Raw genomic sequence first — 13,827 nt, forward strand, 5'->3', positions numbered from 1 at the left:
GATGACGCAGTCCGACACAGACGTGAAGCCCCGGTTAGGCTTACGCGTCGGCGACACGGTCGAGGTGCTCAGCGAGGACGAGATCCTCGCCACGCTCGACGAGAAGGGCGAGCTGGACGGCCTGCCGTTCATGCCGGAGATGGCCAGGTTCTGCGGGCAGCGGCTGACGGTGCACAAGGTCGCGTTCAAGCTCTGCGACACGATCTCCGGAACCGGCATGCGGCGGATGGACAACGCGGTCCACCTGACCGCCCGCTGCGACGGCGCCGCGCACGGCGGATGCCAGACCTCCTGCCTGATGTACTGGAAAGAGGAGTGGATCAAGCGCGTCGACGACGCGGCCCCCGCTCCGGCCCCCGCTCCGGCCCCTGCCGTGCCTTCGGGCCGGCTGCTGCCCCTCCTCGAGGTGAACACCCGCAAGGAGCCCGCTGAGGACGGCGAGGAGCGCTACTCCTGCCAGGCGACGGAACTGCTGCGCGCCGCTCCGGAGCGCCTGCCGTTCCGGGACCTCGGGCAGTACGTCACGGACATCCGCGTGGGCAACGCGGGCCCGTCCCTGACCTTCCGCACCCTCTTCTTCGGGCTGTTCGCCCGCTTCCAGAAGCTCAGCAAGAGCAAGCTTCCCAAGGCGCTGTGGATCAAGAACGGGATGACGTGGGGATTCGTCCCCCCGGGCCCGAACACGAAGACCCCGACTGGAACTCTCGACCTGCAGCCGGGAGAGCTGGTCCGCATCAAGTCCAAGGAAGAAATCGTCGCCACGCTCGACGCCGACCGGCTGAACCGCGGCATGGGTTTCGAGGAGGAGATGGCCCGCTACTGCGGCCGTACCGCCCGGGTCCGTGCGCGGGTAGACCGCCTCCTGGACGAGAAGACGGGGCGGATGTTGCAGATGAAGAACCCTTGTATCGTTCTGGATGACATCGTCTGCTCAGGTGTGTACAAATCGAACTGCCCCCGCCAGTTCGTCCCCTTCTGGCGAGAAATCTGGCTCGAACGGGTCACCGAGCCGAAGTAGTCGGGAAGGGCACGAATGGAACAGGAGCAGGGCGCCGGCAATCTCGTACGGCCTTCCGAGGCCGCCGGGAACGGGCAGCGCCCCAAGAACGAGGCCCGGGCGATCGGCAAGCAGGCCGGGCGCGGCTTCGGATGGAGTCTGCTCGGCAACCTCGTGATGAAGGCGGGCTCCTTCGTCATGGGTTTGATCCTGGCGCGCCTGCTCTCGCCCTCTGACTTCGGCATCTACGCCGTCGCGCTCGCCGCGACGTCGTTCGTGATGGTGGTCAAGGACCTCGGCATCATGGCGGCGACCATCCAGTGGCGCGGCTCGCTCGAGGAGATGGCTCCCACCGCCACCGTGCTCAACCTCGTGTCCGCCACCACTCTCTACGGCATCTTCTGGGTGGGGGCGCCCTACTTCGCGGCCGCGGCCGGCAGCGCGGAGGCCGCACCGGTCGTGCGGCTGCTCACCGCGGTCATCCTGGTCGAGGCCGTGACGGCGGTGCGCAGCGCCGCGCTGCTGCGCAGGTTCCAGCAGGACAAGAGCAGCATCGCCATCCTCGCCGGGTTCGTGGTGAACGCGGCGCTCGCCATCACGCTCGCCGCCAACGGCGCGGGGCCGTACAGCTTCGCGTGGGGTCAGGTCGCGGCTGCGGTGGTCACCGGCGTGATCGTGCTCCGGCTGGCCAAGCTTCCCTTCCGGTTCGGGCTGGACCGCGAGATCGCAAGGAAGCTGCTGCGCTTCGGCATCCCGTCGGCGGTCGGCATCGGCCTCGAGGCGGTGTTGCTGAACGTCGGCTACATCATCGTCGGCTACATCCTCGGCCCGGCCTGGCTCGGGTTCTACCTGCTGGCGTTCAACGTGTCGAGCTGGGTTCCCGGTCTGATCGGCACCGCCATCCGCACGGTCTCGATCGCCGGGTTCTCGCGCCTCGCCGAGGACAAGCCGGAGTCGCTGTCGAAGGGCGTCCAGCGGTCGGTCCCGCTGCTGTTCGCCGGGGTGCTCCCGCTCGCCATCGTCATGGGCGTGCTCGCGCACCCGCTCATCATGTTCCTGTACGGCGGCAAGTGGGACCAGGCGGCCGGCGTTCTGCGCTTCCTCGCCGTCCTGATGGTCGTGCGGATGCTGACCTCGCTGGCTCTGGACATCCTCAACGGGCAGGGCGCGACCAAGGCCACCGTCTGGATGAACGTCGGCTACGGCCTCGCGATGATTCCCGCGGTGGTCGTCGGGACCCACCTGGACGGCATCCGGGGCGCCGCCATGGGGCAGGCCGCCGCGGCACTGCTGGTCGCCCTTCCGCTCGCGATCCTGGGCGTGCACCGGGCCGGTGTGAAGCTCGCGCCGATCCCGCGCACGCTCGTCCGCCCGGCGCTGGGCGGGCTGGTGTCCTGCGCGGTCACGGCGCTGCTGGCGGCGATGCTCGACGGCCACTACATGCTGGAGCTCGTCGTCGCCGGCGGCGCAGGCCTGGTGGTCTACGGCCTGATCGTCGTCCCGCTCGAGTCGCTCAGACACGTCCGCTCGCGGGTAGCCCGCTTCGTCTGATTCAAGTCGCCACTAGGGGAGAACGTGATGCGGACGACCGACATGCTGGTGTCCATCGGCCTTCCTGTCCGCAACGGCGCGGACACGATGAGGGATGCCGTCAAGTCGGTGCTGGAGCAGGACCACGAGCGGCTGGAGCTCGTGATCTCCGACAACGCCTCCACGGACGACACCGAGGAGTTCTGCCGGGAGCTCGCGCGCTCGGACAACCGGGTCGTCTACCACCGTCACCCGCACGACGTGGGGATCATCAAGAACTTCAGGTACGTCCAGACCCTCGCCAAGGGAACCTTCCTGCGCTGGATGGGCGACGACGACGCGCTCGAGCCCGGTTGCGTCTCCAAGTCCCTGGAGGTGTTCGCGGAGGACCCGCGCCTCATCCTCGTGACCGCGGGAATGAGCTACAACGAGCCCGACGGCACCGTGATGACGCCCCCGGCCTACCGCGAGACGGGCCTGCTGTCCGACGACCCCGTCGACCGCCTCGCCGAGATACTGCGCGTGCTCACCGCGGAGCACCTGCTGCTCGACCCGCTGTACGCGCTGGTGCGCCGGGAACAGGTCGCAGCTCTTCCCCGTCCCGTGATGATCCGCGAGGACGAGGTCTTCGCGATGATCCTCGCGCTCGCCGCTCCCTGGGGTCATGTCCCCGAGGTGTTGTCGAGTCGGAACCTGCGCCGCCGCCGGCTTCCGGACGTGGCCCATACCCTTGGAGTCCCCGGATGGACGGCGCACTTCGCGAACACGCTTCAGTTCCGTGCCGTTCTCCAGCATCTGAACACCCTCGACCTCACGCCGGAACAGATCCGCCGGGCACGGGCGGAGGTGGCGAAGACCTACCTTCGCCGGCAGAAGCAGACGCTGAGTCGCCGGAGCCGCAAGGTCGTCCGCCTAGCAACAGGTGGTGGCCGACGTTAGTGGTGTCGACCCGGCGGTTCCGCACTGCTCGGCCGCCGTACGGCCGGCTCGCGGAACGGATCGAGTTCATTTCGATGCGCTGGGCAAAGGATCCGTGCTGTACCAGGCGATCTCTTCTGAGGTGTAATGGACATGTCCAAACGAGGGAGTAACGATCAGTATGGCTCGTACGATGCTTCCGTGTATGGTCGGGGCCGCCCGAGGCACTCCGTGCACTTGGGAAAGGCGGGGGTAGCAGTGGATTTCTGGAAGATCGTTTTCAGCCTGATTCGACGGAAATTCGTGGGGCCGCCGATCATCCTGCTGGCCGTCGCAGCGGCCTCGGTGGCGTTCTTCCTGATGCCGGTCCACTACACCTCCGGCGTGTTGATGGTGCTGACCACGTCGACCAAGGGGCCGACGCTGTCGCTCGACCCCGCCCGTCCTGACGGGCTGAGCAATCCGTTGCTCACCTTCGGCGACGGACTGAAGACCACCTCGGCGATCCTGATCCAGGCGATGAACGACCCGGACGTCAAGGCGGAACTCGGCGCGCCGGAGAACGGCCCGACGCAGATCACCGTCGACGACGGCAGGACCAACCCGAACCTGTTGGACACCACCGGTCCGTTCGTCTACATCGCGGTGGACGCCAGGACGGGCTCCGAGGCGTCCGGGATCGTCGGGAAGGCACAGCAGCGTGTCCGCGCCGAACTCGACGCGCGGCAGAAGGAACTCGGCGCGCCCAAGGGCACGTTCATCACTGCCGCGGACGTGTCTCCGGCGACCGTGCCGGAACAGGTGCTCAGCGGCAAGATCCAGGCCGCGCTCGCGGCGTTCCTGCTCTTCGCCATCGCGGGCTTCGGCGTCGCCTACGCCCGAGCGCGCTCCAAGCTGTCCAAGGGCCCGGTCGCGACCTCGACGAAGTCCGACCCGGGGATCTACTGGGCGGCGGACGACACGCAGCGCCTGAGCCTGCCGCGGGGGGAGAGCCGGACGCCTTCCTACCGGCCGATCATCCAGTCCGGACCCGGAACCGTCGAGCAGAAGCAGGGGGATTACGAGCCGGCTCGTGGGTCGGCCGAGCTCAACGACGACGACACTCAGGTGGTGATCGTGCTGTCCGACATGGCCGGGGGGGACTCGGGCATCGGCGCACGTCCGTCCATCAACGGAAAGGCACGTGACCGGCGGGGCGAGGCTCGCGACTGAGCCCCGCCCGCTCGTTCCACTATCGGCCGACCTGCTCGCACATCTCGACGGTGGCCAGACGGACGTCGCTGGGGGTCCCCGAATGCGACGAGATCATGATGCCCGTCTGGTCAGGCCGCAGGGTGTCGGCGAAGCCGGCCATCGTCTCGCGGGTCAGCGGCGTCCTGTCGTAGTAGTTGAGACACGCAGGCGGGCTCTCCGGCGGGCGCCTCTTCTCCCCGAGGGCCTCGTCGGCGAACACGCCGTAGACGATGAACTCCGAGATGTGCAACTGCGAGGTGAAGGCGTCCACCCAGTGCCGGCCGGTCACCTGGCTGATGCGCTCCTGCATGGCGCGCACGACGGCGGGATCCCAGAAGATCATGGCGCCCACGTAGTCCGTCAAGGGGGGCGGCGGGCCGGGCGGCAGGCCCAGGAGGTTCCTGGCGACCTGGTGCCACAGCACGTGCCGCTCCATCTCCGGGCTGATCGCGTCCTTCTCCCTGAAGAGGCTCAGCCTGCCGTCCACGACGTACTTGGCGGCGGTGGTGGGGCGCACGAGGATGACGTCGGAGTCGGCCATGAGAACCGCGTCGGCCTCGATGGTCGCCGCGGCGGCTATCTTCGCCGCCTGCTGCATGACCCATCCCCGTACCGGGGGCCAGGGGGCCGCGGCGTTGCCCCACACGCCGCCGGGGAGCCGCCAGTATCTGCGGGGCAGCAGTTCGGGATGCGTCCACAGACGGCAGCGCGGCCCTTCGAAACGGGCGAAGTGGGATCGATGCGCGGCCGGCACGATCACGTGGTGAACCGTGTCTTCAGACGTGTATTTCAGAACCGACGCGTGCAGGTCGGCGAAGAATTCGGCATCGGGCCGCCAGGTCGGAGTGATGACAGCCAGCTCGGGCATGGGCGAAGGTCTCCATTTCCGGGACGTCGATGCCGGTACAGGCTAGCGGTTCCGGATGATCGGGGACACGGTCATGCCAATTCCTCTAACATGACCCTAAAGGGAACGTAACGCGGTGCATTGGTTGTCCCGATGCTCCAGTAGGTGACGTGCGGTTCGGTCGCCTCCGTCTACTTGGGAGGGAATGCGCATGGACTTCTGGGGGGCGGTCCTGGTCGTGCTCCGCAGGTGGTATGTGGTGGTGCCGACCTTCCTGCTGTGCATCGGCGCGGCGGTGGGCATGTACGCGGCGGTCCCCGTTACTTACACCTCCTCCGCCGGGATCGTGCTGACCATCCCGAAGACGGGAAGCAGCCTGCCGGTCAACTCCAAACAGCCGGATCCGGTCACCAACCCGCTGCTGAACTTCGACGACGGCCTGAGCATGTCCGCCTCGATCCTCATTCAGGCGCTCAGCGCACCGGAGGTCGGTACGGAGCTCGGGGTCGTCCCCGGCGGCAAGACCGGCTTCACGGTCAGCAACGGAGCCACCAACCCCGAGTGGATGATGAGCGGTCCCTTCGTCTTCATCGAGGCGGAGAGTGACACCGCGGAAGGCGCGGAGGGCATCGTCACCAAGCTGGTCGCGCGGGCCAAGGAGGAGATGGCCAAGAGGCAGACCGCCGTGGGCGCTCCGCAGCAGACCTTCCTGAACGTCACGGTGGTCGTGCCGCCCACCACGCCGATCGCGGAATCTGGCAGCAAGAGCCGCGCCGCCGCCGCGGCGGGAGCTGCCGGTCTCATCCTCAGCTTCTTCGCCGCCTTCGCGGTGGAGAGTTTCCTGGACGCTCGCCGGGCCAGGCGGGCCAAGGAGGCCGCGGCCGTCGCCGACTGGGGTGCGGTCAAGCCCGCGCAGGATTCCGGCAGGCCGGGTGTCAGCCCCGTGCTGCACGGCTGAGCGCGATGTCACCGAGTCCCACCGTGTTGCGTCAGCGTGCCGACGGCGCGACCCTGGTCAGCCTCTTCGCGCTGGCTCTGCTCGTCATCCCCGCGCGCATGGTCCTGCGCGGGCTCCCGATGTCCCTCACGCTGTCCGACGTGCTGAGCCTGGGCATCGGCATCGTCTGGTTCTTCAGCCACTTCACCAGGAAGCTGGGGGCGGCCAAGGGCCACAACCTCGTCCGTACGGCGATCTTCGGTTACGCCATCGCCATGTTGGCGGTGTACGGCCACGGGACCTACTCGTACCTGCCGTCCGACGAGCTCAACATCGCCGACCACGCACTGGTGCTGATCGTCGGAAACCTGGGCCTGGCGCTCGCCGTGTGCGACGGCGTCAAGGGCAGGGATCGGCTGGACTTCGTCCTGAAGACGGTCTGCGTCGCCGGGGCGATCATCTCGTTCATCGGCGGCCTGCAGTTCCTGTTCGAGTTCGACCTGACCCGGTACCTGGAAATCCCCATCCTGCGCGCCAACTCGGTCGAGGGCGTGGAAACGGTCATCGACCGGTCGTCGTTCCTGAGGGTCGCCTCGACCACGGGACATCCCATCGAGTTCGCCGTCATCACCGCGATGATTTTGCCCATCGCGGCGCACTACGGCTTCCACTCGCGCGACCGCGGCCTGCCGGCCAAACGGTGGTGGGTGTGCACGGCGCTGGTGGCGACGGGCCTGATCTTCTCCCTCTCGCGCTCCGGCATCCTCGCGGCCACCGTCGTGGGGCTGGTCATGTTCCTGGGCTGGCCGGGGAAACGACGGCTGCAGTCGCTCGCCGCCGTGGGCGTCTTCGCGGTGGGCGTCCAGATCTTCATCCCGGGGATGATCTACACCTTCTACCAGCTGTTCGCCGGGGTCGGAAACGACGAGAGCATCCAGTTCCGCGTGCACGACTACCCGAACGCGTTGAAGGAGTTCCTGAGCAGCCCGTGGTTCGGGCGCGGCGTCGGCACCTGGTACGCGCCGAAGCACCAGATCTTCGACAACCAGTACCTCCTGACGATGGTGGAGGCGGGGGTCGTCGGACTGGCGGCGTTCGTGCTGGTCATCTTCTTCGGCGTCGGAGCGGCGCTGCGGGCGCGCTACCTGAGCACCGATCCGGCCATCCGCGACCTCGGGCTGGTCCTCACCGCCTGTCTGCTCGTGCCCCTGGTCGGGTCGCTGACGTTCGACATGATGGCCTTCCCGCAGGTCACCGGCTTGTTCTTCCTGCTACTCGGAGCCGCGGGCGCGTTGTTGCGCATAGCGGAGGCCGAGCGAAAGCAGAAGGCGGCCGAGGATTCGCCCGCTCCGCGACAGGAAGCGCTCTCGCCCACTCCCTGAACGTGAGAAAGGCGCCCGCCCCGGGTGGGGCGGGCGCCTTCTTTTCGTGTCCAGTCGTGGCGCTGCGGCGCTCTAGTCGTGGCGCTGCGGCGCCGGGATCGGCTTGCCGGTGTCGTCGAACACGTTGCCGCGGTTCTCCGCCAGGAAGGACTTCGTGCTCAGCAGGATCGGGCAGTCGAAGAACGAGTTGCGGCCGAACCGGTTGCCCACCAGGCGGATCCCCGTGAGCGATCCGTTCAGTACCTGATGGCTGAAGTTCAGCGTGCACCCTCCGCCGTCGAACAGGTTGCCCTCGGCGAGGGAGTCGCGTGCGGAACTCTGCCAGGCCGCGTTGGCGTCCTTGAGCCCCGACATGTCGATCCTGTTGTGCCGCAGGGTCACCCTGGCCTCGCCGCCGAACGACTGGACGCCGTCGTTGTGCGTCGGGCCGCCGCCCTGGTTGGGGTCGTGGGCGAACCACTTCATGTCGTGGATGTAGGAGTCCTGGACCAGGGTGTCGCTGTCGGCCTTGATGCCGTCCACGCTGCCGTGCACGTCTACCCGGTAGATGCGGGTGTCCTCGGCCCAGATGCCGTCGATGGTCGCCGACGGATTCGAGGGGACGAACTCGGAGTCCTCGACGACGGTGCCGACGCCGGCCTCGGTGTTGAGCAGCGCGGCGTTGTCGCTGGTCGCGCGTCCTCTGAAGATGCAGTTCCGGAACGTGATGTTCTTCCCGCGCACCTTCACGAACCCGCGGAAGTCCTTGCCTTCGATGATCTGCCCGCTGGCGGAGAACACCTGGTCGCCGGTGACGACGGTCAGGCGGGTCCCGCTGGGCACTCCCGTGGTGGCCTCGGTCGGGAAACCCGATCGCGAGGCCATGCGGGTGACGGAGGCGGTCGGTGTGGGCTTCGGTTCCGGCTTGAGCTTGGGCTTCACCTTGCGGACGGCCTTGGGCGTGGGACTCGCCGCCGTAGGGGAGGCGGGCGCGACGGCCACCTCGGCCGCCCCGGCGGCTGCCGCCTGCCCCTGGACGGGGTCGGAGGTCTGGCAGCCGGCGAGTAAGAAGGCGGTCGCCGCGAACATCAACCGACGCATGGCAGTGGTCCGATCGTCGAGGTGATCTTGTACTTCGCGTTGATCCGGACGAGTGTGTTGCCCGACCACTGGGTGGACGCGCAGTCCACGTCGGTCGGGCCGTAGTCCCACGTTCCGTCGACGACCGCGTTGTTCTTCGCGATCGTGCCGGGGGCCGCCCGCAGCCTGATCGTGTACGTGCCGCCCATGAGCAGGTTGTCGGTGACGGACACGCCCGTGTTCGGATCGACGAGGAAGAGCGGTGCGGTGTGGTCCGGCGCCATGCGCTGGTCGACGGTGTTGTGGTGGAAGATGAGCCCGTGCCCGGATCCGACGGTCTGGATCCCGTCGGAGTGGTCGCCGGGACGGGAGCAGAGCGTCACGAACGAGTTCGTGATCTTGACGTTGTCGCCGGAGACGCTGAAGCCGTCGACGTGGTTGCGCACGTGCAGGCGGTCGGCCGTGAAGCGCGCGTCCTGCACGCCGGGGTTGGGGTCGCAGCCCGTGGCCGGGCCGACCGTCGAGTCGCTGATGGTGAAGGAGTACGTCCGCCGCTCGTAATGGTCCTGCACCTGGCCGTCGATCATGCTGTTGCGGATCGTCACGTTCTCGGCCGTGATCAGCAGGTCCCCGGGGACGTGGACGCCGTCGAGTACGGTGCCGTCCTTGGTGACGCGGTAGGCGTCGTAGAAGTTCGGCTGCAACGTCTTCAGCGCCGTGCCTTCGGGGACGCCCGTGCATTCGGGCGTCGGATGTCCTTCGCACTTGCGTCCGCCGGGTGTCCTGGTCGGGCCTGGCGAACCGGCGCTCGGGGACTGCGCGCTCGGGGACTGGGCGCTCGGCGACGCCGCGCTGGGCGAGGCCGTGCCCGGGGACGCGGGCGTACACAGGGCAAGGCTGGCCATCGCCCCGGCGAGGGGCAGGATGAGTCGTCTCACCTCGACAGGCGTTCCCGGAGTTCCGCCCAACTAGGCGCGAAGCGGTCACGATCGCTGATCGTGGACACCGGCAGCGGCCACACGATCTTCAAGTCTGGATCGTCGAAGCGCACGGAGACGTCCTCGGCCGGGTCGTGCTCCCGGTCGATGCGGTAGCAGACGTCCGTCTGCTCAGTGAGGGCCTGGAAGCCGTGCAGGAGGCCCGGAGGGACGTACAGGGTCAGGAAGGACTCGTCGTCGAGGACCACGGAGATGTGCTCGCCGAACGTGGGGGAGTCCGGTCGCGCGTCGACCAGCACGTCGTGGACGGCACCTCGCGCGCACCGCACCAGCTTCGCCTCGCCCCGCCCCGACCTGCCGTGCATGCCGCGAAGCGTCCCCTGCCGGGATCGTGACTGGCTGTCCTGGATGAACGCGTTCGGGTCCAGACCGTGCTCCGCCGCGATGGCGGAGTCGAAGGTCCTGGTGAACAGGCCTCGGTCGTCGCGGTGGGGCGTCGGAACGAAAAGGAGCACCCCGTCCAGCGCCGTGTGCTCAACTCGCATCTGAGAATCCCTTCACCTGCTGCTTGAGTCCGTCGTCCACACGATCTGCGGTGCGCCTGTCGTCGCATTGCGGGACATCGAACGATCGGCGAGAAGGACGGCGAGGTACGTGGCCGCGTCCAGGGGACTCACCGATCGTGTGGTCACCAGTCCCACGATCGAGCCTAGCCCCAGCCGCCCGCCGTGGGCCGGCAAGCCCATCGCCTCGAGTTGCCGGTTTCCGAGCCGGACGCGCACACGCCGGCGCAGGTGCGCCCGTATCGTCCGGGCGGGTCGCACCACCGAGCGGGCCTCCGGCACCACCACGCGCTCGTCCGGGGCGAAACTGCGGTTCACCAACTCGTCGTCGGCCACCACGTCGGGGATGGGGAACACCCGTGCGTGACCCGCCTCGGTGAGGGCGTACACGCCCACGCCCGCCAGGGCCCTGCGCGGGCCGATGAGCCGCTCGTGCACGCGATGCACCCGCCGTGCCGTACGGCTCGCGCCGTCGACGTCCCACTCCGGGACGGGGGAGCCCGCGAGGACGCCGGGCCGGGCCAGGGCAGCAACCAGAGCCCGGACCGACGCGGCGGTCAACTCGACGTCGGCGTCCAGGTAGACGCGGGGGAAGGTGAGGCACTCGGCGTCGCCGAGGCGCAGCGCGTTGGCCTTGCCTGGCGTGGCGGTCTCGACCACGCGCGCGCCCGACTCGCGGGCCACGCGCGCGGTGCCGTCCGTGCAGCCGTTCGCGACGACGACGACGTCCAGTTCCCCCGGCTCGGTCCCGGCGAGCAACAGACCGAGGCAGCGGGACAGCACGGCCTCCTCGTTGTGCGCCGGGATCACGACACTGGCGACGGGGGTCATGGGCGGGCGGCGTCGTAGGCGGCGAGCAGCGCCTTCCTGGAGTTCTCCCAGGACAGCGGTCCGTGGACGCGGGCCTGGCCCAACTCGCCCATGCGGCGGCGCTCCTGCGGGTCGTCGAGCAGGAGCGCGATCAGCTTCGCGAACTCGGACTCGTCGTTGGGCGGCGCGTACACCGCTGCCTCGCCCGCGGAGACCTTGGCCTCCCGCAGGTCGAACGAGACGATCGGGCGGGCCATCGCCATGTACTCCATGACCTTGTTCATCGTGGAGACGTCGTTGAGCGGGTTGAGCGGGTCCGGCGACAGGCACACGTCCGCGGTGGACAGGTACCGCAGCAGGTCCTCGTCCGGGATGCGTCCGGTGAAGTCGACGAAGTCGGCCAGGCCGAGTTCCTTCGAGAGGGCGACCATGGCGTCGAAGGTGTCGCCGCCGCCCACGAACGCGGCGTGCCAGTCCGTACGGCCCTGCTCGTCGCGGAGGCGGGCCAGCGAGCGTAACGCGTAGTCGACGCCGTCCTGCGGGCCCATCACGCCGAGGTAGCACAACATGTGGGGCTTGCCGCGCTTGAGCGACTCGTCCGGCGGCACCTCGTGGAACCGCTCGATCGCCGGCGCGCTGCGCACGACGAACACCTCGTCCGGCTTCTTGCCGCCGCGCGACTGCGCCACCTCGCGGTAGCTCTCGTTGGTCGCGATGACCACGTCGGCGGTCTGGTAGGTCTTACGCTCCAGTCGGCACACGAGCCGGTAGAGGAAGTCCTTGCCGCGGTCGAACCGGGACAGGTAGAGCTCGGGCACGAGGTCGTGCTGGTCGAAGACGAAGCTCGCTCCGCGCCGCTTGAGCGCCTTGCCGATGAGGTAGAACAGGTCGGGCGGGTTGCAGGCGTGTACGACGTCGACCGGCCCGATCCGCCTCGCCAGGCGGTAGGTGTGCCACAGGGCCGAGCCGTACTCCGACAGGTAGCCGAGCGGGCCTCCGGTCGCGGCGCGCAGCGGGTACCGGTGGATCTTCACCCCGTCGATCTCGACTTCCCGCTCGGTGTCCCGCTTGGTGCCCTGCGGGCAGATGACGTGCACCTCCCATCCGGCATCGCGCAGTGTTGTGCTCTCCTGCCAGACACGCCGGTCGAACGGTACGGAGAGGTTCTCGACGAGGATCAGTGCTTTACCAGGCAAGGCCAACGTATCCAGGGTTCAGACGACGCGACTCGGCGTCGGGCAGGCGGACGAGGTCGATGATCGTGCGGTCTTCTGCGTTCTCGAGGGCGGTCAGGACGGCCGGGTCCTTGCAGCCGATGATGCAGACGTCGGCATGGGCCATCACATCGTCCACCGAGTTGGTCAGCAACTCGCCCAGGTGGGGCAGCCTGCCCTCGATGTAGTCCCGGTTGGCGCCGATGAGGCGAGACAACGACACGTTCGCGTCGTAGATCCGCAGGTCGTATCCCTTGCCGAGAAGGCGCTCCGCGAGCTCGACCAGCGGGCTCTCGCGCAGGTCGTCCGTACCGGGCTTGAAGGACAGCCCGAACAGTCCGACGCGGCGCTTGCCCGTGGCGGCGACCAGGTCGAACGCGCGGCGCAGGTGCTCCTCGTTGGAGGGCAGGACGTGCGAGAGGAGCGGGACGGAGACGTCGGCCCTTCTGGCGGCGTACACGAGCCCGCGAAGGTCCTTGGGCAGGCACGAGCCGCCGAAGGCGAAGCCGGGCCGCAGATACGCCGGGCTGACGTTGAGCTTCGTGTCGGCGAGGAAGACGTCCATGACCGCGTGCGAATCCAGGCCGAGCGCGGCGCAGACGGCGCCGAGTTCGTTCGCGAAGGCGATCTTCAGTCCGTGGAAGGAGTTGTCGGCGTACTTCGTCATCTCGGCCACCGCGATGGGCACGCGGAACACCTCGCCGGGCAGGCCGTCGTACAGCTTGGCCACCATGTCGCCGCTGGTCTCGTCGAACTGGCCGATGACGGTCTTCGGCGGCTCGAAGAAGTCGCGCACGCTCGTGCCCTCGCGGAGGAACTCCGGGTTCACGGCGACGCCGAAGTCGACTCCCGCCGTCTTGCCCGAGGACTTCTCCAGGATCGGGATGAGCAGCGAGGAGCACGTACCGGGGAGCATGGTGCTGCGGAAGACGACGGTGTGCCAGCCGTCCCGCTCGGCGAGCGCGGCGCCGATCTCCTCGGCCACCCGCTCCAGGTATTCGGTGGAGAGGCTGCCGTTCGGCGCCGACGGGGTGCCGACGCAGACGAGCGAGACGTCGCTCGTGTGGATCGCCTCGGCCACGTCGGTCGTCGCGCGCAGGGCGCCGCTGCGGACGACGTCCGCGGTCAGCTCACCGATGCGTTCCTCGACGACGGGAGCCAGCCCGCGTGTGATGAGATCGACCTTCACGGGATTCACATCCACACCGACGACCTCGTGTCCGCGGGCCGCCAGACAGGCTGCGGAGACGCAACCTACGTAGCCGAGCCCGAACACGCTGATTCTCACTGGGACGTGCCCCCCTCTGTCGCTGCATGAATTTCATCAGTAGTCGGAGGATACGCGTCGATCGTTACGAGTATGGGCGTATTGAGAGTTGACGTGGATCGTTCCTTCCGC

13 protein-coding genes are annotated in these 13,827 nt (G+C 68.3%); 6 read left to right on the forward strand and 7 right to left on the reverse strand.

What is annotated here, in order from left to right; translation table 11 throughout:
• The first annotated feature begins 1 nt into the window (after position 1).
• From Pka01_RS07730 to Pka01_RS07745, 4 genes are all read left to right on the forward strand, one after another.
• Complete coding sequence (locus tag Pka01_RS07730) at positions 2 to 1,018, forward strand: hypothetical protein (protein WP_203881904.1); 1,017 nt, start codon at positions 2 to 4, stop codon at positions 1,016 to 1,018.
• 15 nt (positions 1,019 to 1,033) lie between these two features.
• Positions 1,034 to 2,548, forward strand: a complete 1,515-nt coding sequence (locus Pka01_RS07735) for an oligosaccharide flippase family protein (RefSeq protein WP_203881905.1) — start codon at positions 1,034 to 1,036, stop codon at positions 2,546 to 2,548.
• Positions 2,549 to 2,575: 27 nt separating this feature from the next.
• A complete protein-coding gene (locus Pka01_RS07740; protein WP_203881906.1) occupies positions 2,576 to 3,466 on the forward strand; it encodes a glycosyltransferase family 2 protein in 891 nt (296 codons plus the stop codon).
• A 282-nt stretch (positions 3,467 to 3,748) separates the two neighbouring features.
• Entirely contained in the window at positions 3,749 to 4,657 is a 909-nt protein-coding gene (locus Pka01_RS07745; RefSeq protein ID WP_203881907.1) for a hypothetical protein, read from the forward strand.
• 19 nt (positions 4,658 to 4,676) lie between these two features.
• Here the strand turns inward: Pka01_RS07745 and Pka01_RS07750 are convergent, their stop codons facing one another.
• Positions 4,677 to 5,546, reverse strand: coding sequence for a DUF6492 family protein (locus tag Pka01_RS07750; RefSeq protein WP_203881908.1), 870 nt, complete (start codon positions 5,544 to 5,546; stop codon positions 4,677 to 4,679).
• 190 nt (positions 5,547 to 5,736) lie between these two features.
• Between Pka01_RS07750 and Pka01_RS07755 the strand changes: the two genes are divergently transcribed.
• Positions 5,737 to 6,483, forward strand: coding sequence for a hypothetical protein (locus Pka01_RS07755; protein ID WP_203881909.1), 747 nt, complete (start codon positions 5,737 to 5,739; stop codon positions 6,481 to 6,483).
• A 23-nt stretch (positions 6,484 to 6,506) separates the two neighbouring features.
• Entirely contained in the window at positions 6,507 to 7,844 is a 1,338-nt protein-coding gene (locus Pka01_RS07760; RefSeq protein WP_203881910.1) for an O-antigen ligase family protein, read from the forward strand.
• 72 nt (positions 7,845 to 7,916) lie between these two features.
• Here the strand turns inward: Pka01_RS07760 and Pka01_RS07765 are convergent, their stop codons facing one another.
• The 6 genes from Pka01_RS07765 to Pka01_RS07790 are packed head-to-tail and all read right to left on the reverse strand — an operon-like array spanning position 7,917 to position 13,716.
• Positions 7,917 to 8,924 (reverse strand): hypothetical protein, encoded by a 1,008-nt coding sequence (locus Pka01_RS07765; protein WP_203881911.1) that lies wholly within the window; start codon positions 8,922 to 8,924, stop codon positions 7,917 to 7,919.
• The gene (locus Pka01_RS07770) at positions 8,912 to 9,841 is read right to left on the reverse strand and encodes a hypothetical protein (RefSeq protein WP_203881912.1); all 930 of its coding nucleotides are present in this window, start codon (positions 9,839 to 9,841) and stop codon (positions 8,912 to 8,914) included. Before Pka01_RS07770 ends, Pka01_RS07765 begins: the two co-directional genes overlap by 13 nt.
• On the reverse strand, positions 9,838 to 10,386 hold the full coding sequence (locus tag Pka01_RS07775; RefSeq protein WP_203881913.1) for a dTDP-4-dehydrorhamnose 3,5-epimerase family protein: 549 nt from the start codon (positions 10,384 to 10,386) through the stop codon (positions 9,838 to 9,840). The genes Pka01_RS07770 and Pka01_RS07775 overlap by 4 nt, the downstream gene beginning before the upstream one ends.
• Positions 10,387 to 10,398: 12 nt before the next feature.
• Positions 10,399 to 11,235: a glycosyltransferase family 2 protein gene (locus Pka01_RS07780; protein WP_203881914.1), complete on the reverse strand. Its 837-nt coding sequence runs from the start codon at positions 11,233 to 11,235 to the stop codon at positions 10,399 to 10,401.
• Positions 11,232 to 12,410: a glycosyltransferase family 4 protein gene (locus Pka01_RS07785; protein WP_203881915.1), complete on the reverse strand. Its 1,179-nt coding sequence runs from the start codon at positions 12,408 to 12,410 to the stop codon at positions 11,232 to 11,234. Before Pka01_RS07785 ends, Pka01_RS07780 begins: the two co-directional genes overlap by 4 nt.
• Positions 12,400 to 13,716, reverse strand: a complete 1,317-nt coding sequence (locus tag Pka01_RS07790; protein WP_203881916.1) for a nucleotide sugar dehydrogenase — start codon at positions 13,714 to 13,716, stop codon at positions 12,400 to 12,402. The genes Pka01_RS07785 and Pka01_RS07790 overlap by 11 nt, the downstream gene beginning before the upstream one ends.
• Positions 13,717 to 13,827: the final 111 nt, after the last annotated feature.

The organism is Planotetraspora kaengkrachanensis (assembly GCF_016862895.1).
In the GTDB taxonomy this organism is placed as follows: domain Bacteria; phylum Actinomycetota; class Actinomycetes; order Streptosporangiales; family Streptosporangiaceae; genus Planotetraspora; species Planotetraspora kaengkrachanensis.

Coding starts and splice junctions, on each gene's coding strand:
- Pka01_RS07730 (WP_203881904.1), top strand. CDS start 2: ATGACGCAGTCCGACACAGACGTGAAGCCCCGGTTAGGCTTACGCGTC.
- Pka01_RS07735 (WP_203881905.1), top strand. CDS start 1,034: ATGGAACAGGAGCAGGGCGCCGGCAATCTCGTACGGCCTTCCGAGGCC.
- Pka01_RS07740 (WP_203881906.1), top strand. CDS start 2,576: ATGCGGACGACCGACATGCTGGTGTCCATCGGCCTTCCTGTCCGCAAC.
- Pka01_RS07750 (WP_203881908.1), bottom strand. CDS start 5,546: ATGCCCGAGCTGGCTGTCATCACTCCGACCTGGCGGCCCGATGCCGAA.
- Pka01_RS07755 (WP_203881909.1), top strand. CDS start 5,737: ATGGACTTCTGGGGGGCGGTCCTGGTCGTGCTCCGCAGGTGGTATGTG.
- Pka01_RS07765 (WP_203881911.1), bottom strand. CDS start 8,924: ATGCGTCGGTTGATGTTCGCGGCGACCGCCTTCTTACTCGCCGGCTGC.
- Pka01_RS07775 (WP_203881913.1), bottom strand. CDS start 10,386: ATGCGAGTTGAGCACACGGCGCTGGACGGGGTGCTCCTTTTCGTTCCG.
- Pka01_RS07780 (WP_203881914.1), bottom strand. CDS start 11,235: ATGACCCCCGTCGCCAGTGTCGTGATCCCGGCGCACAACGAGGAGGCC.